The organism is Streptomyces sp. NPDC001848, assembly GCF_042891915.1.
Taxonomy (GTDB): domain Bacteria; phylum Actinomycetota; class Actinomycetes; order Streptomycetales; family Streptomycetaceae; genus Streptomyces.
Window position 1 is genome coordinate 497,602 of record NZ_JBIATP010000002.1, and the last position, 23,413, is coordinate 521,014.

Annotated in this window: 18 protein-coding genes; 9 read left to right on the forward strand and 9 right to left on the reverse strand. The window is 70.7% G+C overall.

The genetic code is table 11. The annotated features are described in order from the left end of the window. The first annotated feature begins 110 nt into the window (after nucleotides 1-110). The gene (locus tag ACFYZJ_RS05295; protein WP_388563045.1) at nucleotides 111-1,115 is read left to right on the forward strand and encodes a TerC/Alx family metal homeostasis membrane protein; all 1,005 of its coding nucleotides are present in this window, start codon (nucleotides 111-113) and stop codon (nucleotides 1,113-1,115) included. A 154-nt stretch (nucleotides 1,116-1,269) separates the two neighbouring features. On the opposite strand, the gene ACFYZJ_RS05300 is transcribed toward ACFYZJ_RS05295, so the two are convergent. Beyond that, the gene (locus ACFYZJ_RS05300; protein ID WP_388563047.1) at nucleotides 1,270-2,541 is read right to left on the reverse strand and encodes an MFS transporter; all 1,272 of its coding nucleotides are present in this window, start codon (nucleotides 2,539-2,541) and stop codon (nucleotides 1,270-1,272) included. A gap of 294 nt (nucleotides 2,542-2,835) precedes the next feature. Between ACFYZJ_RS05300 and aroQ the strand changes: the two genes are divergently transcribed. Next, nucleotides 2,836-3,309, forward strand: coding sequence for a type II 3-dehydroquinate dehydratase (gene aroQ / locus ACFYZJ_RS05305; protein ID WP_388563049.1), 474 nt, complete (start codon nucleotides 2,836-2,838; stop codon nucleotides 3,307-3,309). A 21-nt stretch (nucleotides 3,310-3,330) separates the two neighbouring features. Here the strand turns inward: aroQ and ACFYZJ_RS05310 are convergent, their stop codons facing one another. From ACFYZJ_RS05310 to ACFYZJ_RS05330, 5 genes are all read right to left on the reverse strand, one after another. Next, on the reverse strand, nucleotides 3,331-4,059 hold the full coding sequence (locus ACFYZJ_RS05310; RefSeq protein ID WP_388563382.1) for an amino acid ABC transporter ATP-binding protein: 729 nt from the start codon (nucleotides 4,057-4,059) through the stop codon (nucleotides 3,331-3,333). A gap of 62 nt (nucleotides 4,060-4,121) precedes the next feature. Further along, nucleotides 4,122-5,003 (reverse strand): amino acid ABC transporter permease, encoded by an 882-nt coding sequence (locus ACFYZJ_RS05315; RefSeq protein WP_388563384.1) that lies wholly within the window; start codon nucleotides 5,001-5,003, stop codon nucleotides 4,122-4,124. Between the two features lie 44 nt (nucleotides 5,004-5,047). Then, complete coding sequence (locus tag ACFYZJ_RS05320) at nucleotides 5,048-5,932, reverse strand: ABC transporter substrate-binding protein (RefSeq protein ID WP_388563055.1); 885 nt, start codon at nucleotides 5,930-5,932, stop codon at nucleotides 5,048-5,050. Between the two features lie 308 nt (nucleotides 5,933-6,240). Then, nucleotides 6,241-6,897, reverse strand: a complete 657-nt coding sequence (locus ACFYZJ_RS05325; RefSeq protein WP_388563057.1) for an MBL fold metallo-hydrolase — start codon at nucleotides 6,895-6,897, stop codon at nucleotides 6,241-6,243. Between the two features lie 44 nt (nucleotides 6,898-6,941). Further along, entirely contained in the window at nucleotides 6,942-7,628 is a 687-nt protein-coding gene (locus ACFYZJ_RS05330) for a maleylpyruvate isomerase family mycothiol-dependent enzyme (protein ID WP_388563059.1), read from the reverse strand. Nucleotides 7,629-7,849: 221 nt separating this feature from the next. On the opposite strand from ACFYZJ_RS05330, the gene uvrA reads away from it, so the two are divergent. After that, nucleotides 7,850-10,885 carry an excinuclease ABC subunit UvrA gene (gene uvrA / locus ACFYZJ_RS05335; protein ID WP_388563061.1) on the forward strand — a complete coding sequence of 1,012 codons (3,036 nt, stop codon included), beginning with the start codon at nucleotides 7,850-7,852 and terminating at the stop codon, nucleotides 10,883-10,885. 88 nt (nucleotides 10,886-10,973) lie between these two features. On the opposite strand, the gene ACFYZJ_RS05340 is transcribed toward uvrA, so the two are convergent. Next, nucleotides 10,974-11,885: a carbohydrate kinase gene (locus tag ACFYZJ_RS05340; protein WP_388563063.1), complete on the reverse strand. Its 912-nt coding sequence runs from the start codon at nucleotides 11,883-11,885 to the stop codon at nucleotides 10,974-10,976. Further along, nucleotides 11,882-13,057 carry a LacI family DNA-binding transcriptional regulator gene (locus ACFYZJ_RS05345; RefSeq protein WP_388563064.1) on the reverse strand — a complete coding sequence of 392 codons (1,176 nt, stop codon included), beginning with the start codon at nucleotides 13,055-13,057 and terminating at the stop codon, nucleotides 11,882-11,884. The genes ACFYZJ_RS05340 and ACFYZJ_RS05345 overlap by 4 nt, the downstream gene beginning before the upstream one ends. A gap of 290 nt (nucleotides 13,058-13,347) precedes the next feature. Here ACFYZJ_RS05345 and ACFYZJ_RS05350 point away from each other — a divergent pair, with 290 nt between their 5' ends. Then, nucleotides 13,348-13,779 (forward strand): Rieske (2Fe-2S) protein, encoded by a 432-nt coding sequence (locus tag ACFYZJ_RS05350; protein WP_388563066.1) that lies wholly within the window; start codon nucleotides 13,348-13,350, stop codon nucleotides 13,777-13,779. A gap of 18 nt (nucleotides 13,780-13,797) precedes the next feature. Here the strand turns inward: ACFYZJ_RS05350 and ACFYZJ_RS05355 are convergent, their stop codons facing one another. Then, entirely contained in the window at nucleotides 13,798-14,745 is a 948-nt protein-coding gene (locus ACFYZJ_RS05355; protein ID WP_388563068.1) for a hypothetical protein, read from the reverse strand. Between the two features lie 464 nt (nucleotides 14,746-15,209). Between ACFYZJ_RS05355 and uvrC the strand changes: the two genes are divergently transcribed. From uvrC to ACFYZJ_RS05380, 5 genes are all read left to right on the forward strand, one after another. Continuing rightward, complete coding sequence (gene uvrC / locus ACFYZJ_RS05360; protein ID WP_388563070.1) at nucleotides 15,210-17,243, forward strand: excinuclease ABC subunit UvrC; 2,034 nt, start codon at nucleotides 15,210-15,212, stop codon at nucleotides 17,241-17,243. Next, on the forward strand, nucleotides 17,240-18,259 hold the full coding sequence (gene rapZ, locus ACFYZJ_RS05365; protein ID WP_388563072.1) for an RNase adapter RapZ: 1,020 nt from the start codon (nucleotides 17,240-17,242) through the stop codon (nucleotides 18,257-18,259). Before uvrC ends, rapZ begins: the two co-directional genes overlap by 4 nt. After that, nucleotides 18,256-19,299, forward strand: a complete 1,044-nt coding sequence (gene yvcK / locus ACFYZJ_RS05370) for a uridine diphosphate-N-acetylglucosamine-binding protein YvcK (protein WP_388563074.1) — start codon at nucleotides 18,256-18,258, stop codon at nucleotides 19,297-19,299. The genes rapZ and yvcK overlap by 4 nt, the downstream gene beginning before the upstream one ends. Next, nucleotides 19,290-20,279: a DNA-binding protein WhiA gene (gene whiA, locus ACFYZJ_RS05375; protein WP_351232792.1), complete on the forward strand. Its 990-nt coding sequence runs from the start codon at nucleotides 19,290-19,292 to the stop codon at nucleotides 20,277-20,279. The genes yvcK and whiA overlap by 10 nt, the downstream gene beginning before the upstream one ends. 152 nt (nucleotides 20,280-20,431) lie before the next feature. Further along, nucleotides 20,432-23,386 (forward strand): M14 family zinc carboxypeptidase, encoded by a 2,955-nt coding sequence (locus ACFYZJ_RS05380; protein WP_388563076.1) that lies wholly within the window; start codon nucleotides 20,432-20,434, stop codon nucleotides 23,384-23,386. Nucleotides 23,387-23,413 lie beyond the last annotated feature (27 nt).

The following is a 23,413-nucleotide window of genomic DNA, read 5'->3' on the forward strand; positions in this document are numbered from 1 at the left end:
CGTCGGCCCACTGCACAGGCCGTATCACGTGCCTCTGCTCGTGGGTGGAAGAGACCTCCGGTGGCGACGACGCCGACATGAGCCGTGACGTACGTACTGCCGGAGGCGCAGTGGATGTTTCGATGACCCTGTGGGTCCTGACGGTCCTGGGCCTTGCCGCCCTGATCGCCGCCGACTTCTTCATCGGCCGCAAGCCGCACGACGTATCGATCAAGGAAGCCGGGATCTGGACGGTCGTCTGGATCGCTCTCGCGTGTCTGTTCGGGCTCGGCCTGCTCGTCTTCGGTGGTGGCCGGCCCGCCGGAGAGTTCTTCGCCGGCTTCATCACCGAGAAGTCGCTGAGTGTCGACAACCTCTTCGTCTTCGTCCTGATCATGGCGAAGTTCGCGGTCCCGTCGCGCTACCAGCAGCGTGTACTCCTTGTCGGTGTGCTCATAGCCCTGGTCCTGCGGGCGGTCTTCATCGCCGCGGGTGCCGCGATCATCGCGTCCTTCTCCTGGGTCTTCTACCTCTTCGGCGCGTTCCTGATATGGACCGCCTGGAAGCTGATCCAGGAGGCCAGGGCCGACGAGGAGGACGAGGAGTATGAGGAGAACAAGCTGCTGAAGGCCGCCGAGCGCCGCTTCGGCGTAGCCGACCGGTACCACGGCACCCAGCTGTGGATACGGCAGAACGGCAAGCGGGTCATGACGCCGATGCTCGTCGTGATGCTCGCGATCGGCACCACCGACGTACTGTTCGCCCTCGACTCCATCCCGGCGATCTTCGGCCTGACGCAGGACCCGTACATCGTCTTCACGGCCAACGCGTTCGCGCTGATGGGTCTCAGGCAGCTGTACTTCCTCATCGGTGGCCTGCTCAAGAAGCTGGTCCACCTGTCCTACGGCCTGTCGATCATCCTGGGCTTCATCGGCGTCAAGCTGGTGCTGCACGCGCTCCACGAGTCCGGGGTCCACGTCCCCGAGATCTCCATCCCGGTCTCCCTCGGCGTGATCTGTACCGTCCTGATCGTCACCACGGTCACCAGCCTGATGGCCTCCCGGAAGCAGGAGGCGGCGGCTGACACGACGCACAAGGCCACTCAGAGCACTGCAGAGGACAGCGTCGACGCCTGACGCGCCCCGGCCGACACGGCCGACACGGCCGACACGGCCGACACGGCCGGCAGGGGTGCCCGGCACCTTGCCGGGCACCCCTCGGACAGGCAGGCGCCGGAATGCGCGGGAGGCGTCCGTCTGGTGCTCTTCGCGGCGTTCCTGGAGTTGGCGATCAGCCCGTCGCGGGTTCCGTCACGGCGAGCGGAACCGGGCGGGTCTCCGGGAGCAGCGCGAAGCACCCCAGGCTGAGGAGGGCCACGGCCGTCAGGTAGGCGCCGACACCCCAGGGCACCCGGCCCCCGCGCTCGGCCAGCGTGGTGGCCACGATCGGGGTGAGGGCGCCGCCGAGCACGCCGCCCAGGTTGTAGCCCACGGCCGCGCCCGTACAGCGCACCCGGGGCTCGAACAACTCCGGCAGATACGCGGCGATCACGGCGAGCATGGTGATGAGGGCGAGCGCCGCCCCCAGGAAACCCAGGAACATCAGCAGCGGCTCGCCCGTGGCGAGCAACGCGACCATGGGGAACATCCACAGCGCGGTGCCGGCACAGCCCGTCAGACACAGTGGACGCCGCCCGTAGCGGTCACCCAGGAGAGCGAACAGAGGGGTCAGGATCCCCTGCACCACGACGGTGGCCATGACGCAGACCAGCATGACGGTGCGGCTCACGCCGAGCCGCACCGTCGCATACGCCAGGGACCAGGTCGTCATGGTGTAGAAGACCGCGAACCCGATCGCGAGTGCGCCGGCCGTCAGCAGGACGAGCCGCCAGTGGCGGCGCACGACCTCGACGAGCGGCACGCGCGCGTGGTCGTCGATGCCCAGGAAGAGGGGGCTCTCGGTGAGCGCGCCCCGCAGCCACAGACCTGCCGTCGCGAGCACCCCGGCGGCCCAGAAGGGAATCCGCCACCCCCAGGAGGCGAACTGCGCGTCCGACAGTGTCGCCGACAGCCCCAGCATCACGCCATTGGCCAGCACGAAGCCCAGCGACGGGCCGATCTGCGGAAAGCTGGACCACAGCACGCGCCGCCCGGCGGGCGCGTGCTCCGCGGTCAGCAGCACCGCACCGCCCCACTCCCCGCCCAGCCCGAGTCCCTGGAGGAAGCGCAGCACCAGGAGGAGCACGGGAGCGGCCGTGCCGATGGCCTCGTACGTCGGAAGACATCCGACCGCCACCGTCGCCGTGCCGGTCAGCATCAGGGAGGCGATGAGCACCGGCCGCCTCCCGCGCCGGTCCCCGATGTGCCCGAACAGCACCGAGCCCAGCGGCCGCGCCACGAAGCCGGCCCCGAAGGTCCCGAAGGCCGCCAGTGTGCCCGCCACCGGTGAGAACGTCGGGAAGAACAGAGGGCCGAGGACCAGGGCGGCCGCGGTCCCGTAGACGAAGAAGTCGTAGAACTCGACGGCGGTTCCGGCGAGCGAGGCGGCCGCGAGCCGGAGCATGGACGGAGCGCTTACGTTGCGTGCATCGTGCATGCTTGGTCAACTACCCACCGTGACCTTCGGCTACGGGGGCGCGCGGGGGCTCGGCGCCGCGACGGATGGGGCGGGCGTACGCCCGAGCGAACGGCGCGGTCAGCCGGTGACGGTGATGCGCCAGGCGGGACCCTCCGCGCGCACGGTTCCTGGCCGGCTCACCCCGCACCGGGCCGGGCATGCGCTCGAAGCGTCGTGATAGACCGGGGGCTGATCAGCGGTCCGCCAAGGACCGGAAGCCCCGAACGGACCGGAGGAACCGTGCCCCGCACCCTCGCCGACGCCCCGATCATGATCCTCAACGGCCCCAACCTGAACCTGCTCGGGCAGCGCCAGCCGGAGATCTACGGCTCCGACACGCTCGCGGACGTCGAGGCGCTGTGCGTGAAGGCGGCGGCCGCCTACGGCGGCACGGTCGACTTCCGGCAGTCCAACCACGAGGGCGAGCTGGTGGAGTGGATCCACGAGGCACGCCTGAACCACGCCGGGATCGTGATCAACCCGGCCGCCTACTCGCACACCTCCGTCGCGATCCTCGATGCCCTCAACACCTGTGACGGGCTGCCGGTGGTGGAGGTCCACATCTCCAACATCCACCAGCGTGAGCAGTTCCGGCACCACTCCTACGTGTCCCTGAGGGCCGACGGGGTCATCGCCGGATGCGGGGTGCAGGGGTACGCGTTCGCGGTGGAGCGGGTCGCGACGCTCGCGGGGGCGGGGCGGACCCAGGTGTGACGCAGGTGTGGTGGGGCTGCGTCAGAGCCGCCCCGCCTCCACGATCCGGTGCAGGAAGCGCCGTGTGCGCTCCTGCCGCGGATCGCCGAAGACCTGCTCGGCCGTCCCGCGCTCCAGGACCACGCCGCCGTCCAGGAAACAGACCTGGTCGGCCACCTCGCGGGCGAAGCCCATCTCGTGGGTGGCGAGCACCATGGTCATGCCGTCGTCCTTCAAGTCCCGCACGACGCTGAGGACCTCGCCGACGAGTTCCGGGTCGAGGGCCGCGGTGATCTCGTCCAGGAGCAGCAGCCGGGGGCGTACGGCGAGCGCCCGCACGATCGCGACGCGCTGCTGCTGGCCGCCGCTGAGCCGGTCCGGGTACTCGGTCGCCTTGGCAGCGAGTCCCAGCCGTTCCAGCAACTCGTGGGCATGCTCCTCGGCGGTCGCCCGGCCCACGCCGTGCACCCGGCGCGGGGCAAGCGTGATGTTCTCCAGCACGGTCATGTGCGGAAAGAGGTTGTACGCCTGGAAGACGACACCGATCCGGCGGCGTACGGCGTCCTGGTCGACGCGCGGGTCGGTGATCTCCTCGCCATCCAGCCAGATGGCGCCGTCGTCGATCTCCTCCAGGAGGTTCGCGCAGCGCAGCAGCGTCGACTTGCCCGAGCCGGACGCGCCGATCAGGGCCGTCACCGTGTGCGGGGCGACCTCCAGATCCACATTCCGCAGCACGACCGCGTCGCCGAAGGTCTTGCGGACGGACTCCATGCGCAGCACGGGGGTGCCACCCGGCGTACCAGGTGCGGCGTCGGACTTCTCGAGTGTCTCGCTCACAGGTTCCCTCCCTGCGCCCGCTGCCGGTCCATCCGGGCGGTCACCCAGTCCGTGAAGCGGGTCATCGGGATGGTCAGCGCCACGAAGACCAGCCCCGCGACGATGTACGGCGTGTAGTTGAGGCTCCGGCCCACGATGATGTCGGAGGCCCGGACGGCGTCCACCGCACCGCCGATCGAGACCAGCCCGGTGTCCTTCTGGAGCGACACCAGATCGTTGAGCAGGGGCGGCACCTGGCGGCGTACGGCCTGCGGGAGCACCACGTGGCGCAGCGCCTGCCGGTTCGTCAGGCCGAGGGAGCGGGCCGCGGCGCGCTGCGAGGGGTGGACGGACTCGATGCCGGCTCGGAACACCTCGGCCACGTACGCCGAGTAGGTGAGCGTGAGCGCCGTCCCACCGAGCAGCACCGGGTCGACGGTCACGCCCTGCAGCCGTAGCGCGGGCACGCCCAGGACCACGATCATCAGGTTGATGATCAGGGGCAGCCCGCGGAAGAAGTCCGTGTACGCGGCGGAAAGGACGCGCAGCGGGAAGAACACCGGCCCGCGCAGCGTGCGGGCGACGGCGATCAGCATGCCGAGGACGAGGACCGCGACGCCGCACACCAGCAGCAGACGCACGTTGAGCCACAGCCCGTCCAGCACCTTCGGGAGCGCCTCGCGCGCGTACTGCGCGTTGAAAAACGTCTCCTTGGTGCGCGGCCAGCCGGGCGCGTTGACGACGATCAGGTAGACGACGGCCGCGGTGACGAGCGTCGAGAGCGCCGCGATCGCGGTGGCGCGCCGGGCACGGGCGCGCTTGTGGCGCTCGCGCTCGATCCGCCGCCGCGAGGGGACGTACGCGTCGTCCCCGCCGGGCCGGACGCCCGTTTCCGGCATGTCGGCTTCGCCGGAGCTCTCTCCGGACTCCTCCCTGATGACGCTCACTTGAGCACCGGCGCGTCGACGGCGTCGGACAGCCACTGCTTCTCCAGCTTCGCCAGGGTGCCGTCCTTGCGCAGGGCGTTCACTGCGGAGCTCACGCACGGCGTGAGGGCGCTGCCCTTGTCCAGGACGAGCCCGAACTGCTCGGGCGTGCCACCCTGGTTCTCGAACTGGCCGACGATCTTCGCGTCGGTCACCTCGGCCGCGGTGATGTAGAAGGCGGTGGGCAGGTCGGTGACGATGGCGTCCACCTGACCGTTCTTCAGGGCGGACTTGGCCTGGTCGTTCTTGGCGTACGCGGCCGGCTGCTGCTTCGGCTTCACCACGTTGGTGATGTAGTCGAGGCTGGTCGTCCCCACCTGGGCACCCAGCTTGACGTCCTTCAGGTCCGCGATGCTCCTCGCCTTCGCGGCCTTGGAACCCTTAAGGGCGATGACGGCCTGGCGGACGTCGTAGTAGCCGGAGGAGAAGTCCACGGCCTTCTTGCGCTCGGCACTGATCGACACCTGGTTGATGTCGAAGTCGAAGGTCTTCTCCCCCGGCGCGAAGGCCTTGTTGAAGGGAACGGCCTGCCACACGACGGCGCTCTTGCCGTAACCCAGCTGCTGCGCCACGGCGTAGGCGACCGAGGACTCGAACCCCTTGCCGTTGGACGGCTTGTCGTCCTTGAACCAGGGCTCGTAGGCGGGCTCGTCGGTCGCGATCGTCAGCTTTCCGGACGCCTTCGTGGCCAACTTGCCCTTCGCGCAGGTCGCGGCACTCGTCCCGGAAGCCTTGGCGGTAGCGCTCTCCTCCGGCTGCGGGGCACAGCCCACGGCGAGGGCGAGCAGGGCGACGGTGGCGCCGGACACGGCGCGGCGCAGGGCGCGTTGGGCGAGGTGCATGGCGGGAGACTGGCAGCGCAACGCCTGCTTGTCGAGGTCAGATCAGCAACTGTCCGCATAGTGGGAACGGGTGTTGCGTTTCTGTGAACACTCGGGCGGAGTGCGGGCGGGGCCGCCGGTCGAGGGCGGGGATCGGGGGACCGGCGGCCCGTCACCGCGCAGGAGCCGTCATCCTGTGCGGGGCTGCTTCCAGTGGACTGCACCAGCACGCGCGCGGGGAGCGCGCGCGGGGGACCAGCGTGTGCGAACGGTTCACACGGGGCGCGTGCGCCCGGCTGTCACGCCCGGCGCACAGTAGGCTGCGCCGTTCACCATCCCCGCGCGTGCCACTCCGGCAGGTGCGGGCGCTCGTCGCCCAGCGTGGTGTCGTTTCCGTGTCCGGGGTAGACCCAGGTCTCGTCCGGCAGCGCGTCGAAGATCTTCGTCTCGACATCGTGGATCAGGCTGGCGAAGGCCTTCGGGTCCTTGTGTGTGTTGCCCACACCGCCAGGGAAGAGGCAGTCACCGGTGAACACGTGCGGGTGACCGTGTGGGTCGTCGTAGACCAGGGCGATCGAGCCGGGCGTGTGGCCCACCAGGTGGCGCGCGGTGAGTTCCACGCGCCCTACCCGGATCGTGTCGCCGTCGTCGACCAGGACGTCCGTCGGCACGGGGATGCCCTCGGCGTCGTCCCGGCCCGCGTACGTGCGCGCACCCGTGGCCGCCACGACCTCGGCCAGCGCCTGCCAGTGGTCGGCGTGCCGGTGGGTGGTGACGACGGACGCGATGCCGTCGTCACCGATCATGCCGAGGAGCGTCCTGGCGTCGCTGGCCGCGTCGATCAGCAACTGCTCGTCGGTGGCGCGGCAGCGCAGCAGATAGGCGTTGTTGTCCATCGGGCCGACCGCGATCTTGGTGATCATCAGGTCCTTCAGCTCGTGCACATCCGCCGGGCCGCCGACCGTCACCTCTCCGCTGTACGTCATGTCCGCAGCCTATAGCGGCGAGCGGGCCGGTGGCCGTCCGAGACCTACAGCGGCGGAAGCGTCGGCAGCGGTCCTCCCTCGGCGGTGAGAGAGGACCCGTCGCGACGGCCGGAGAGCCAGCCGAGCAGGTCGGGTGCGGGGCCCCGTACGGTGACCTCGGGCTCGGCCGCCTCCCGGCCCGTGCTCCACGCGCGCGTGCCGTCGGTGACACGCGTGGGCGGTACCTCGGGGTGCCGTGTGAACCGCTCCGTGAGGAAGTCGATCTCCCGCTCGACGAACTCCGCCGGCAGGTTCTCCAGCTCGTACCCGATTCCGAGATCGACATGGTGCAGTTCCACCTCGACCCAGCGCCTGAACGGCACCCGGGCCGCGGAGTCGGTGACCCCGTTGCGCAGCTCGACCGTGCGCGACCAGTCCGCGGGCGCTGCCCCCGCCTCCTGGAAACGCGCCTCGCCCGCACGCAGGTCGGCGAGCTGGACGTCCACAGGCCGCGGGGCGTCCCGTTCGATGTCGGCGTCCCGGGCCTCGGCCGAGGCGTACATGGGACGCCCCTGCAGCACGTTCACGAGGGCGTCCGCGTTGCGGGCGAGGTGGGCGAGGACATGGCCGCGGCTCCAGCCGGGCAGCCGTGACGGTTCGGCCACAGCGGCGTTGTCCAGTTCGGCGGCTGCGGTGAGCAGTCGCTCGGTCGCGTCATGTACAGACGCCAGGTCGCGGGCGTGATCCATCATGACGCCGACCCTAGCCCCGCCACTCCTTCGGGTGAAGGAGGCGGCCCCGGCCCGCAAATCGAATGCACGTGCTATATGGTCGAGTCCGGCGTCGGGCATGCTGGATGGCCCGGGATTGTTGTGAACCCTGGAATCCGACCGGCGTTGTCAGTGGCTCCCCCTAGTCTGGGAAAGCGGGGGCCTCGCCCCTGTCGCTTCTCTCAAGAAAGGTGCGGACCGGCGTGGCCGACCGTCTCATCGTCCGTGGCGCGCGCGAGCACAACCTGAAGAATGTCTCGCTCGACCTGCCACGCGACGCGCTCATCGTCTTCACGGGCCTGTCGGGGTCGGGCAAGTCCTCGCTGGCCTTCGACACCATCTTCGCCGAGGGCCAGCGCCGTTACGTGGAGTCGCTGTCCTCGTACGCCCGGCAGTTCCTCGGGCAGATGGACAAGCCGGATGTCGACTTCATCGAGGGCCTCTCGCCGGCCGTCTCGATCGACCAGAAGTCGACCTCGCGCAACCCCCGCTCGACGGTCGGCACGATCACCGAGGTCTACGACTACCTGCGGCTGCTCTTCGCGCGGATCGGCAAGCCGCACTGCCCCGAGTGCGGCCGCCCGATCTCGCGCCAGTCCCCGCAGGCCATCGTCGACAAGGTCCTGGAGCTGCCGGAGGGGAGCCGCTTCCAGGTGCTCTCGCCGCTGGTGCGCGAGCGCAAGGGCGAGTTCGTCGACCTCTTCGCCGATCTCCAGACGAAGGGCTACAGCCGTGCCCGGGTGGACGGCGAGACGATCCAGCTGTCCAGCCCGCCCACGCTGAAGAAGCAGGAGAAACACACCATCGAGGTGGTCGTCGACCGCCTCACGGTCAAGGACTCCGCCAAGCGCCGGCTCACCGACTCCGTGGAGACCGCGCTCGGCCTGTCGGGCGGCATGGTCGTGCTCGACTTCGTCGACCTCCCCGAGGACGACCCCGAGCGCGAGCGCATGTACTCGGAGCACCTGTACTGCCCGTACGACGACCTGTCCTTCGAGGAGCTCGAGCCCCGCTCCTTCTCCTTCAACTCGCCTTTCGGCGCCTGCCCCGAGTGCACCGGCATCGGCACGCGCATGGAGGTCGATCCCGAGCTGATCGTCCCCGACGAGGAGAAGACGCTCGACGAGGGCGCCATCCATCCCTGGTCGCACGGGCACACCAAGGACTACTTCGGCCGCCTCATCGGCGCCCTCGCGGACGCGCTGGGTTTCCGGACGGACATCCCCTTCGCGGGCCTGCCGCAGCGCGCCAAGAAGGCCCTGCTCTACGGCCACAAGACGCAGATCGAGGTCCGCTACCGCAACCGCTACGGGCGTGAGCGCGTGTACACGACGCCCTTCGAGGGCGCGGTGCCCTTCGTGCGCCGTCGGCACAGCGAGGCCGAGAGCGACGCGAGCCGCGAGCGCTTCGAGGGCTACATGCGCGAGGTGCCCTGCCCGAGCTGTCAGGGCACCCGCCTGAAGCCGGTCGTCCTCGCGGTCACGATCATGGGCAAGTCGATCGCCGAGGTCTCCGCGATGTCGATCAGCGACTGCGCGGACTTCCTGCGCGAACTGAAGCTCGACGCCCGGGACAAGAAGATCGCCGAGCGGGTCCTGAAGGAGGTCAACGAGCGGCTGCGGTTCCTGGTCGACGTCGGCCTGGACTACCTGTCGCTCAACCGCGCGGCCGGCACCCTCTCCGGCGGCGAGGCCCAGCGCATCCGGCTCGCCACCCAGATCGGTTCCGGCCTCGTCGGTGTGCTGTACGTGCTCGACGAGCCGTCCATCGGCCTGCACCAGCGCGACAACCACCGGCTGATCGAGACCCTGGTCCGGCTGCGCGACATGGGCAACACGCTCATCGTCGTCGAGCACGACGAGGACACCATCAAGACCGCCGACTGGGTCGTCGACATCGGCCCCGGCGCGGGCGAGCACGGCGGCAAGGTCGTGCACAGCGGCTCCCTGAAGGAGCTGCTCACCAACGAGGAATCGCAGACCGGCCAGTACCTGTCGGGCAAGAAGGCGATCCCGGTGCCCGACATCCGGCGTCCCCGCGACCCCTCGCGGCAGCTGACGGTCCACGGCGCCCGGGAGAACAACCTCCAGGACATCGACGTGTCCTTCCCGCTCGGCGTGTTCACCGCGGTCACGGGCGTGTCCGGATCCGGCAAGTCGACGCTGGTCAACGACATCCTGTACACGCACCTGGCCCGCGAGCTGAACGGCGCGCGGAACGTCCCCGGACGGCACACGCGCGTGGACGGCGACGACCTTGTCGACAAGGTCGTGCACGTCGACCAGTCGCCCATCGGCCGCACCCCCCGCTCCAACCCGGCGACGTACACGGGCGTCTTCGACCACATCCGCAAGCTGTTCGCCGAGACCACCGAGGCGAAGGTCCGCGGCTACCAGCCCGGCCGCTTCTCCTTCAACGTCAAGGGCGGCCGCTGCGAGAACTGCGCGGGCGACGGCACCATCAAGATCGAGATGAACTTCCTCCCGGACGTCTACGTCCCGTGCGAGGTCTGCCACGGCGCCCGCTACAACCGGGAGACCCTGGAGGTCCACTACAAGGGCAAGTCCATCGCCGACGTCCTGAACATGCCGATCGAGGAGGCCATGCACTTCTTCGAGGCGGTCCCGGCGATCTCCCGTCACCTCAGGACGCTGAACGACGTCGGCCTCGGCTACGTCCGGCTCGGGCAGTCCGCGACCACCCTGTCCGGCGGTGAGGCCCAGCGCGTGAAGCTGGCCAGCGAGCTGCAGAAGCGGTCCACCGGACGCACCGTCTACGTTCTGGACGAGCCGACCACCGGCCTGCACTTCGAGGACATCAGCAAGCTGCTCAAGGTGCTCGGCGGCCTGGTCGACAAGGGCAACACGGTCATCGTCATCGAGCACAACCTCGACGTGATCAAGACCGCCGACTGGGTCGTCGACATGGGTCCCGAGGGCGGCGCGGGTGGCGGCCTCGTGGTCGCCGAGGGCACGCCGGAGGAGGTGGCCGGCATCCCGGCCAGCCACACCGGCAAGTTCCTGCGCGAGATCCTCGGCGCCGAGCGCATCAGCGACGCGGCCTCGGTGAAGGCACCGCGCAAGACCGCGGCCAAGAAGGCGGTCGCGGCCGGCTCGGCGGCGAAGAAGACGGCGACGGCCAAGGTGGTGACGACCGCCAACAACACGGCGACCAAGAAGGCCGCCGCCACGAAGAAGGCAACACCCGCGAAGAAGACCACGCGGGCGCGCAAGGCCTGAGTGCTTCGAACGTGCGGTGCCCCGCCGGGAACCCGGTGGGGCACCGCACGTCACACAGCCGGCCGCCGTTCAACTCTCGCAACAGGCCCTAAGCGCCCGCGAGTTCGGACGCATAAGGCGGCTCCGCGCCCGCCCGGGAGCAGGTGATCGCCGCGGCGCGGGCCGCGAAGCCCAGCAGTTCCTGCCACCCGTCGGGGCCCAGGCTCGCCAGGGCGGCGGGGGAGAGGGCGTCGCGGGCGGCCAGGCCGTGCAGCAGAGCCGCGTTGACGGTGTCGCCCGCGCCGATCGTGTCCACCACGTCGACCCGTACCCCCGGCACGGAGTGCTCCGTCCCCTCCCTGGTGTAGGCCGTGATCCCGGCGCCGCCATGGGTGATCACCACGGCGGAGGGGCCGGAGGCGAGCCACTCCCGCGGGCTGCCGCCCAGCCACGCGGCGTCCTCCGCGGAGAGCTTGAGCAGCGACACCGACGGCAGCCAGCTCTTGAAACGGGCCCGATAGGCGTCGGGATCCGGGATCAGGCCCGCGCGGATGTTCGGGTCGAGCGTGGTGAACACGCCCTGCGCCGCGGCGCTGCGCATCAGCTCCTCGTACGCGCTCGCCCCCGGTTCGAGGACCAGCGAACAGGTACCGAACGACACGGCCCGCGTGCCCTCGGGAAGGCGCGCCGGTGCCGTGAAGAGCCGGTCGGCGGTGCCCTCGACGTAGAACGAGTAGCTGGCCGAGCCGTGCTCGTCGATCGTGGCGGCCGCCAGCGTGGTCGGCTCGGTGCCGCGTTGTACGGCCGACACGTCCACGCCCGCCTGGCGCAGCCCGTCCAGCAGGGCCTCACCGAAGGCGTCGTACGAGGTACGGGAGCAGAAGGCGGTGGGGGAGCCGAGCCGGCCGAGCGCGACGGCGGTGTTGTACGGGCCGCCGCCCAGGGCCGGCTGCAACGGTGCGAGCGCGCCCCGGCCCTGCGGGACCAGGTCGATCAAGGCCTCACCGGCGACGACGATCACGAGAGGGTTCCCTTCTGGGACGGGGTGTCGGGACAGCCGCACGACGTGCGGTGGACGAACGCACAGGGCAGGCGCAGGGTGCGGGACGGGCGGTCCGGGGCCTGGAGCCGGTCCAGCAGGAGCCGTACGGCCTGGGCGCCGATCTCCCGGCTCGGCTGGGAGACCGCGGTCAGCCGGGGCGAGAACAGATCCGCCCAGGGGAAGTCGTCGAAGCAGGCGAGCGCCAGGTCGTCCGGTACGGACAGGCCCCGCGTGCGCAGGGTGCGCAGCGCCCCGATGGTCATCGCGTTGTTGGCGGTGACCAGGGCGGTGGGCGGCGCCGCGAGCGCCAGCAGGGCGGCGGTGGCGCGTTCGGCGCCCTCGGCCGCGGAGTCGCCGTGGACCACCAGCCGCTCGTCGTACGGCAGCCCGGTGGCCGCGAGGGCGTGCCGGTAGCCGCTGATCCGCTCGGAGGTGGTGCTGAGGCCGGGCAGGCCCGCGACCAGGCCGATGCGCCGGTGGCCGAGCTCGACGAGGTGGGTGACGAGGTGGGCCATGGGTTCGGCGTTCTCGGCACAGACCTGGTCGAAGCGGAAGGCCGCAGCGGAGGGCTCGCCCGGCTCGGCGGCGGCTGTGGCCCCAGCGGCGTCCCCGGCCTTGACTGCGGGGCCGGCAGCCGCGTCATCATGGGCGCGATCTGGGATGGCCGCGTCATGCCGGTGCGTGACCGTGACGTCGGGGATGCCGTCGACCAGCCGGTCCAGGAACACGGTCGGTACACCGTGCCGTCCCAGGAGGGCGAGGAGGCCGCCCGGGTCCGGCGAGGGCGCGACGATCAAACCGTCGACGCGGCGCTCGTGCAGCAGCTGGACCACCTTGCGCTCGTGCTCCGGGTCGTCGTGCGGATCGGCGATGAGCAGGCTGTAGCCGTGTTCCAGCGCGGCGGCCTCCACGCCTTGGAGGATCTCCGTGAAGTACGGGTTGCTGATCGCCGACACGGCGAGCCCGATCGACCGGGTGCGCGAGGTCACCAGGGAACGGGCGAGGGTGTTCGGGGTGTAGCCCAGTTCGTCGATGGCGTTCAGCACCGCCTGGCGGGTGTGGGGCAGTACCGGGCGGGTGCCGTTCAGGACGTGCGAGACGGTTGCGACGGATACGCCCGCACTGCGTGCGACATCGGCCATGGTTGCCATCGGGTCCCCTCCTCGGCCGTCTTCCCTCCTCGGGCCGTCCGGCCGTGAACGTATCCCATTCGGCGGCTGACGTAAACGCTTGCGCAAGCGTTTACGTCACCTCGGGGTGGGTGGGGCAGGTCCGGGTGGGGCTCGTTGGGGCTCGTGGCCTCCACCTGCGGCTGTCGCCCGGCGCTGCAGGCCGCGCGTTCAGAGGTCTGCGACCCGGCCGAAAGCGGAATGGTCGGTGCCGCTATCGTCGGTGTGGCCCCGTCGTCCCGGTGGGGCAGGCCCTGACCAGTGGAGATGCCATGCCCGCCCGTCCCTCCGCGACCCGTCGCACCGTCCTGCGCGGGGCGGCACTCACCCCGGTCGTCGGGCTCGGTCTGGCGGCCTGTTCGGCGGGCGGCGAGGATGGCGCGACGCCGGACGCGACCCGGACCGCGCCGGTCGCGCTGGGTGCCGAGAACGACGTCCCCAAGGGCGGCGCGAAGCTGTACCGGGACGAGAACGTGGTGGTCAGCCGCGCGGCGGACGGCTCCCTGAAGGCGTACAGCACGATCTGCACGCACGCCGGGTGCCCCATCAACAAACTCTCCGGGACGACGCTCGTCTGCCCTTGCCACGGGAGCGAGTTCGACGCCCTGACCGGCAAGGTGGTGCAGGCCCCGGCCACCGAGCCGCTGCACGAGCTGCCCGTTCAGGTGAGGGGCGGCAGGATCGTGGCGGGCCCGGCGGCCTGACCGCTCACCCGGCCCGGGTCAGTCCCAGTCCCAGCAGATCCCCACGATTCCCGACCGCACCCGCGGCTCCACCAGGTGTACCGAGTGGTGGTGCCCGCTCAGCCGCAGCTCCTGGCGGCCACTGCGCGGGGCGGCCGCGGACTGCTGGGTGAACCGGTGGCAGCGCACCGGCAGCGCCGTCTCGTCGAAGCGCACCTGGAGCGCGTACTGTCCGCCCGGCACGCGGAACCCGCGCACGTGTTCGCGGGAGGTGCCCGCGGTGCCGTCCTCGAAGGCGTAGCGGAAGAGAAACGTATCGCCGGAGTGGAGTCGCGTGTCGAAGAGCAGCTCGGCGACCAGCAGGCCCGTGTCGTGGTGCCGGCGCACACGTCCCGGGCGGCAGTTCTCCAGGGCGTGCACCGCGATCCGCTCCGGGGCGCACCCCGGATCGCCGTGGTGGACGGCGATGTAGCGGTCCACGCCGTCCCGGTGGGCGCGCACGATGTGGTGCGACTCGCGCGCCAGCAGTTCCCGGCGCGACCCCATGCGCACGCGGTCGTGGAGGCCGATGGTGAGCAGCCCGTCGTCGATCGGCGCCTCCAACTCGGCGAGGAGGTGTTCCAGGATGCCGGAGGCCTCCACCAGAGCGCGGTACGAACGGCCCGCGGGACGGTCGGGACCGGGCCGCTCGGCGGAGGTGGCGAGCAGCCGGATCAGGGACTCGTCCGGCAGCTGCAGGATCTCCTCCAGGGCACGCACCGCACGCAGGGACTCGGGCCGCTGGGGGCGGCGCGCACCCTGCTGCCAGTAGCTCAGGCTCGTCACCCCGACCCTTACCCCGTGCCGCGACAGGTGGTGCTGCACGCGCTGCAGCGGCAGTCCTCGGGCGGCGATCGCGGCGCGCAGTGCGACATGGAAGGGGCCGCCGCGCAGGGCCGCCTCCAACTCCGCCGGGACGACGTCCGCGTGCTGTGTGCCGTGCCGCATACAGGGGGGCCTTTCTGTGAATGTGTGCGACGGCTGGTCAGACCGTGCGCAGGGGTCGTGCCGGGGCGCCCGGGGCGTGCGCGGCCCGTTCACAAGCGAACCTCTCCGTTCGCGCCCGAAGTTTCCCCGCATTGAAGCGTGTTGACCAAGCCCCGACAACACCTGATGCCGGCCCCTCGTCGGGCAGTGTCCGGAACGCGTTCGGCGGGGTGGGGGCCAAACCCGGCTCGCGGGACCGTGGGTGGCTGCGCGGCAGCGGAGGGTGCCCGATGTGCGACCGGCTTTCCCGGCGACCCGGGCGCCACCCGCCGACGGCCGCGGGTAGCCCTGGTGGGCAGCGGGGCGGGCCGCCGGCGGTGGGGTGGCCGTCGGCCGAGACGTCTCGGCCGAGCGGGCGCTCCGTCACCCCGGCCGCTGTCCACAGGGGCGCCGCGCTGTCGGCCCCCGCCAGTAGGGTGTGAGACATGGCCGACCCCTCCAGCTACCGCCCCAAGCCAGGAGAGATCCCGGACTCTCCCGGGGTCTACAGGTTCCGTGACGAGCACCGCCGGGTGATCTACGTCGGAAAGGCGAAAAGCCTGCGTCAGCGCCTGGCGAACTACTTCCAGGACCTGGCGAACCTCCACCCGCGCACCCGCACCATGGTCACCACGGCCGCGTCAGTGGAGTGGACCGTGGTGTCCACGGAGGTCGAGGCCCTGCAGCTGGAGTACACCTGGATCAAGGAGTTCGACCCCCGGTTCAACGTCAAGTACCGCGACGACAAGAGCTACCCGTACCTCGCGGTGACGATGAACGAGGAGTTCCCGCGCGTGCAGGTGATGCGCGGCCAGAAGCGCAAGGGCGTGCGGTACTTCGGGCCGTATTCGCACGCGTGGGCGATCCGCGACACCGTGGACCTGTTGCTGCGCGTCTTTCCCGTGCGCACCTGCTCGGCCGGTGTCTTCAAGAACGCGGCCCGCACCGGCCGCCCCTGCCTGCTCGGCTACATCGGCAAGTGCTCCGCACCCTGCGTCGACCGGATCTCCCCGGAGGACCACCGGGAACTGGCCGAGGAGTTCTGCGACTTCATGGCGGGCCGCACGGGGACGTACCTCCGTCGTCTGGAGAAGCAGATGATGGAGGCGGCCGAGGAGATGGAGTACGAGCGGGCCGCCCGGCTGCGCGACGACATAGAGGCCCTGAAGAAGGCCATGGAGAAGAACGCGGTCGTGCTCACGGACGCGACCGACGCCGACCTCATCGCGGTCGCCGAGGACGAGCTCGAAGCAGCCGTGCAGATCTTCCACGTGCGCGGCGGGCGGGTGCGCGGCCAGCGCGGATGGGTCACCGACAAGGTCGAGGAGATCACCACCGGCGCCCTCGTCGAGCACGCCCTCCAGCAGCTCTACGGCGACGAGACGGGCGACTCGGTGCCCAAGGAGGTCCTCGTCCCGGCGCTGCCCGACCCCATAGAGCCCGTCCAGGACTGGCTCACCGGCCGCCGCGGGTCGAACGTGTCGCTGCGCATCCCGCAGCGCGGCGACAAGAAGGCACTGATGGAGACCGTGCAGCGCAACGCCCAGCAGGCACTCGCGCTGCACAAGACCAAGCGCGCCTCCGACCTGACCACCCGCTCGCGCGCCCTGGAGGAGATCGCCGAGGCCCTCGACCTGGACAGCGCCCCGCTCAGGATCGAGTGCTACGACATCTCGCACCTGCAGGGCGAGGACGTGGTGGCCTCCATGGTCGTCTTCGAGGACGGGCTGCAGCGCAAGAGTGAGTACCGCCGCTTCCAGATCAGAGGCTTCGCCGGCCAGGACGACGTGCGGTCCATGCACGAGGTGATCACCCGCCGCTTCCGCCGCTACCTCGCCGAGAAGGAGAAGACGGGGGAGTGGACGGAGGGGGAGGCGCTCACGGAGGACGACGGGCGGCCCAAGCGGTTCGCGTACCCGCCGCAGCTCGTCGTCGTCGACGGCGGGCAGCCGCAGGTCGCCGCCGCCAAGCGGGCCCTCGACGAGCTCGGCATCGACGACATCGCCGTGTGCGGCCTCGCCAAGCGCCTGGAGGAGGTGTGGCTGCCGGACGAGGAGGATCCGGTGGTCCTGCCCCGCACCAGCGAGGGCCTGTACCTGCTCCAGCGGGTCCGGGACGAGGCGCACCGCTTCGCGATCACCTACCAGCGCAGCAAGCGGACGAAGCGCCTCAGGTCGAGCCCCCTGGACGACGTGCCGGGCCTCGGTGAGACCCGCAAGCAGGCGCTGATCAAGCACTTCGGCTCGGTGAAGAGACTGCGTTCCGCCACGGTCGACCAGATTCAGGAGGTCCCCGGCATCGGCCGCAAGACGGCCGAGACCATCGCCGTGGCCCTCGCCCGGGCGGCCCCGGCCGCACCCGCCGTGAACACGGCGACTGGAGAGATCATGGAAGAGGAGGAACCCGGTACGACGGCGGCTTCCTCCGGGGAACCCGTGTCCACGGGCGCCCCGCACGAGCGACGGGGGCAGGAGACATGACCGAGCACGAACACGACCAGTACGCGGAAGAACGACCGGCGCTGAACCGGCCGGATCGTAGCGAATCGGGCGCTGACCAGGGGCGGCAGCAGGCCGCCCAGGACAACGGAGCACAGGTGAGTACGGGCAGCGAAACAGCGGGGATCCCCGACGCAGCCATCCCCGAGCTGGTGATCATCTCCGGCATGTCCGGCGCCGGCCGTTCGACGGCCGCCAAGTGTCTGGAGGACCTCGGCTGGTTCGTCGTCGACAACCTGCCACCGGCGCTGATCCCCACCATGGTGGAGCTGGGCGCCCGCTCCCAGGGCAACGTGGCGAGGATCGCGGTCGTCGTCGACGTCCGCGGCCGCCGTTTCTTCGACAACCTCCGTGAGTCCCTGGCCGACCTGGAGGCGAAGAACGTCACCCGGAGGATCGTCTTCCTGGAGTCCTCCGACGAGGCGCTGGTGCGCCGGTTCGAGTCCGTGCGCCGTCCGCACCCCCTCCAGGGCGACGGCCGCATCGTCGACGGCATCGCCGCCGAGCGCGAGCTGCTGCGCGAGCTGCGCGGTGACGCCGACCTGGTGATCGACACCTCCAGTCTGAACGTGCACGAGCTGCGCGCCAAGATGGACGCCCAGTTCGCGGGCGAGGAGGAGCCCGAGCTGAGGGCCACCGTCATGTCCTTCGGCTTCAAGTACGGCCTCCCGGTCGACGCCGACCTGGTCGCGGACATGCGCTTCCTGCCCAACCCGCACTGGGTCCCGGAGCTGCGCCCGTACACCGGCCTCAACGAGGAGGTGGCCGCGTACGTCTTCAACCAGCCCGGCGCCAAGGAGTTCCTCGACCGCTACGCCGAGCTGCTGCGGCTCATCGCGGCCGGGTACCGCCGCGAGGGCAAGCGCTACGTGACCATCGCCATCGGCTGCACCGGCGGCAAGCACCGCTCCGTCGCCATGTCGGAGAAGCTGGCCGCCCGCCTGGCCGCCGAGGGCGTGGAGACCGTGGTCGTGCACCGGGACATGGGGCGCGAGTGACCGGACGTACTCCGCGGCTGAGCAGACTGCGCCGAGTGGTGCCCGAGGGCCGTGGCGGCCGGGCGCGCCGCCGCGGCACCCAGCCGAAGGTGGTCGCCCTCGGCGGTGGCATGGGCCTTTCGGCCTCGCTCGCCGCGCTGCGCCGGATCACCGGCGACCTCACCGCCGTCGTCACCGTCGCCGACGACGGCGGTTCCAGCGGGCGTCTGCGCGACGAGCTGGGCGTGCTCCCGCCCGGGGACCTGCGCAAGGCGCTGGCCGCGCTGTGCGGCGACGACGACTGGGGCCAGACCTGGGCCCGCGTCATCCAGCACCGCTTCCAGTCCAAGGGCGACCTGCACGACCACGCGGTCGGCAACCTGCTGATCGTGGCCCTGTGGGAGCAGCTCGGCGACCACGTCCAGGCCCTGGACCTGGTCGGCAAGCTGCTGGGCGCCCATGGCCGGGTGCTGCCCATGTCCGCCGTGCCGCTGGAGCTCCAGGCGCTGGTCAAGGGCCACGACCCGGAGCGCCCGGACGAGATCGACACCGTACGGGGCCAGGCGACCGTCGCGCTCACCCCCGGCGAGGTGCAGTCCGTGCACCTGGTGCCGAACGACCCGCCCGCCGTCCCCGAGGCCGTCGAAGCGGTCCTGGACGCCGACTGGGTGGTGCTCGGGCCCGGGTCCTGGTTCTCCTCGGTGATCCCCCATCTGCTCGTGCCCGAGCTCCTTAACGCCCTCGTCGAGACGAAGGCGCGCCGGGTGCTCTCCCTGAACCTCGCCCCGCAGCCCGGAGAGACCGAGGGTTTCTCCCCGCAGCGTCATTTGGAGGTTTTGGGACGACACGCCCCTAAACTCGCCCTGGATGTGGTGCTGGCCGACCAGGCCGCCGTGCCCGACCGCGCCTTGCTGACCGAGGCCGCCCAGCGGTTCGGTGCCGCGGTCGAGCTGGCCCCGGTGGCCCGGACCGACGGAACCCCGCGGCACGACCCGGAGCTGTTGGCCGCCGCGTACGACCGTATTTTTCGGATGCATGGAAGGATCGGCCCATGGCGATGACGGCAGCGGTGAAGGACGAGATCTCCCGGCTTCCCGTCACCCGGACCTGCTGCAGGAAAGCGGAGGTCTCGGCGATCCTGCGCTTCGCGGGCGGACTCCACCTGGTCAGCGGCCGCATCGTGATCGAGGCGGAGTTGGACACCGCGATGGCGGCCCGGAGGCTCAAGCGGGACATCCTGGAGATCTTCGGCCACAGTTCCGAGCTGATCGTGATGGCGCCCGGCGGACTGCGCCGCGGCTCCCGTTATGTGGTGCGCGTGGTGGCGGGCGGTGACCAGCTGGCCCGGCAGACCGGACTCGTCGACGGCCGGGGCCGCCCGATCCGTGGCCTGCCCCCGCAGGTGGTCTCCGGTGCCACGTGTGACGCCGAGGCGGCCTGGCGCGGCGCGTTCCTGGCGCACGGCTCGCTGACGGAGCCCGGCCGCTCCTCGTCCCTGGAGGTCACCTGCCCGGGCCCCGAGGCCGCGCTCGCCCTGGTGGGTGCCGCCCGACGGCTGTCGATCGCCGCGAAGGCCCGCGAGGTGCGGGGCGTGGACCGGGTGGTCGTCCGGGACGGCGACGCGATCGGTGCCCTGCTCACCCGCCTCGGCGCGCACGAGTCCGTGCTGGCCTGGGAGGAGCGGCGGATGCGCCGCGAGGTCCGCGCCACGGCCAACCGCCTCGCCAACTTCGACGACGCCAACCTGCGCCGCTCGGCGCGCGCCGCGGTCGCCGCCGGCGCACGGGTGGCCCGCGCCCTGGAGATCCTCGGCGACGAGGTCCCCGAGCACCTCGCCGCCGCGGGCCGGCTGCGCATGGAGCACAAGCAGGCCTCCCTGGAGGAGCTGGGCGCCCTCGCCGACCCGCCGCTGACCAAGGACGCGGTCGCGGGCCGTATCCGCCGGCTGCTGGCGATGGCCGACAAGCGCGCCGCGGACCTCGGCATCCCGGGCACCGAGTCCAACCTCACCGAGGAGATGGCGGACAACCTGGCGGGGTGACTCCCGTAAGGCCAACAGGCCGGTGTCGGCGCCCAGTTCGGGTTCCCGGCGCCGGCCTTTGTTTGTCTTTGAGGCGCCCTTGACTCGATCATTGATTGTCATGAGCCTGGCATCTGATTCGCCGCTGTGGCGAACCATCGCTAGGGGGATCCATGAGACGCAGAGCGAGATCGATCCTCGCTGTCGGCACACTCCTGCTCGGCGGAGCGGGCCTCGCACCCCTCGCCCACGCACAGAGCGGGACCTCCTCCCCATCCGGCCCGGACCAGGTCAGGGTGTTCCGCGCCGAGGTCACCGAGAAGCAGATACGCCTGTTGCTCGAGGCAGGTCAGGACGGTCATGAACTCGGCGAGCAGGTGACCGGCAGCGGCAGAAGCGCCGTCGAGCTCTACCTCACCGACCAGCAGGCCGAAAAGCTCCGGAAACAGGGCGTCCGCCTCACCGAACACACCCTGTCGGCGAAGGCCGAGACGCGGGTCGAGAACGCGGCCCAGGGGGTGTTCCGCCCGTACAGCGGAAGCGGCGGTCTGAAGGAAGAGATCGTCAGAACGGGGCAGGCCCACCCCGGACTCACCAAGGTCGTCTCCATCGGCAAGACGATCAACGGGCAGGACATTCTCGCGCTCAAACTGACCAAGAACGCGAGGAAGTCCAGGGACGGCTCCAAGCCCTCCGTGCTGTACATGTCGAACCAGCACGCACGTGAGTGGATCACCCCGGAGATGACCCGCCGGCTGATGCACCACTACCTGGACCACTACGCCACGGACAGGCGCATCAAGAAGATCGTCGACTCCACCGAGCTGTGGTTCGTCCTCTCGGCCAACCCGGACGGTTACGACTACACGTTCAAGGACGCCGGCACCCGTCTGTGGCGCAAGAACCTGCGGGACAACAACGGCGACGGCGTCATCGGCGTCGGCGACGGCGTCGACCTCAACCGCAACTTCGCCTACAAGTGGGGCTACGACGACGAGGGCTCGTCCCCCCTGCCCACCAGCGAGACCTACCGCGGCGCGAGCCCCCAGTCCGAGCCCGAGACCCGGGCGCTCGACAGCTTCGAGAAGCGCATCGGATTCAGGTACGGCATCAACTACCACTCCGCGGCCGAACTGCTCCTCTACGGCGTCGGCTGGCAGGTGGCGACGCCGACCCCCGACGACGTCCTCTACAAGGCGCTGGCCGGCACTCCGGACAACCCGGCCATCCCCGGCTACCGATCGCAGGTCTCCTCGGAGCTCTACACCACCAACGGCGAGGCGGACGGCCACGCGTCGAACGTCAACGGCATGGCGATGTTCACCCCTGAGATGTCCACCTGCCAGACCGCGTCCGACATCGACCCGAACGACGCCTGGAACGCCTCCGACTGCAAATCCGTGTTCAACTTCCCCGACGACGAGAAGCTGATCCAACAGGAGTTCGAGAAGAACGTCCCCTTCGCGCTCTCCGTCGCCGAGACCGCCGCCCACCCCGACCGGCCGTCCTCCTCGGTCGGCATCGACGCACCCGACTTCACCCCCGCGACGTTCTCCACCTCCTACGCGCGCGGCGCCGACCAGGAGGTCTCCGTGGTCGTACGGAAGTCCGTACGCGACAAGGAGCTGAAGTACCGCGTCAACGGCGGCCGCGTCGAGAGCAGGGCGCTCCGGCCCTGGAAGGGCGGCGAGACCTACGGCGGCGACGACAACCTCTACTTCGACGAGTACCGGGCCAAGGTGCGAGGCGGCCACCCGGGCGACAAGGTCGAGGTCTGGTTCACCGGCGAGACCCTCAACGGACGGAAGACGGCCGGCAAGCACTTCACCTACACCGTGGCCGAGCGGCCCACGGCGGACGTCCTCGTCGTCGCCGAGGAGGGCGCCAAGGCCCCCCGGGCGGCGACCTACGTCGATGCCCTGAGGGCAGCAGGCCGCAAGACGATCGTCTGGGACGTCGCCGGTCAGGGCGCGCCCGACGCGCTCGGCGTGCTCGACCACTTCAAGGCGGTCGTCCACTACACGGGCGCGAGTGTCCCGGGCAGCGCCACCCAGGTCCAACTGCGTGCCTTCCTCAACGAGGGCGGCAAGCTGATCGAGGCGGGGGAGCAGGCGGGCGGCGCCGTCGACCTCGGCGGCGGCAACCTCTCGGACGACTTCAGCCAGTACTACCTCGGCGCCTACTCGCGTACGGCGACGCCGGGGGTCACCGGATTCGCCGGCTCCGGCAAGCTCGGCGGCGTCAGCGCGGGCCTCGGCGACGCGCCCGGCAACCCGCTGGACAAGGCCGGGGCGTACGGCGTGACGTCCGAGGAACTGCCCGCGGACAAGTACCCCCGGTTCGCCAGTGCGGGGGCGGGCCTGTTCACCGGGACGGCGAACCCGTACCAGCCCTACGCCGGCTCCTACATGGCCGCGGCCGCCCACACGGACAACGCCTACAAGCGGCTCACCCGCACCATCGATCTGACGAAGGTGAGCGCGGCCGACACACCCGCCCTGCGCACCCGGCTGCTGTGGGACACCGAACCGGGCTACGACCACGCCGTGGTCGAGGTGCACACCGTGGGGGCCGACGACTGGACCACGCTGCCGGAGGCCGGCGGCGCCACGAGCGACGCCGTGCCGACGGACTGCGCGGACGGGTTCCTCGTGGCCGGGCACCCCTGGCTCAAGCACTATCTGACCGTGGCGTCGGGCGGCTGCGGCGCGAGCGGCACCACCGGCGCGTGGCACAGCCTGACCGGCGCGTCCAACGGCTGGCAGCAGGTGAGCTTCGACCTGAGCGCGTACGCGGGCAGGACGGTCGAGGTCTCGCTGAGCTACATCACCGACCCGGGCACCGGCGGCCACGGCGTCCTCGCCGACGAGGCCTCGCTCGTCGTCGGCGGCACGGCCGTCGAGACGGAGGGCTTCGAGACGTCCCTCGGAGCCTGGCACGTGGCCGGACCGCCCGCGGGCAGCCCGGCCGTCCTGAAGGACTGGGCGCGCACCGAAACGCTGTTCAGCACCTACGGAGCGGTCACCACGGACCGCACCGTACTGCTCGGCTTCGGTCTCGAGCACGTGACCTCCGCGGCCGGCCGGACGGTCCTGATCGGCAAGGCGCTCAACGCGCTCGGCCTCTGACGGCAGGTGGTCAACGGCAGTTGGTCC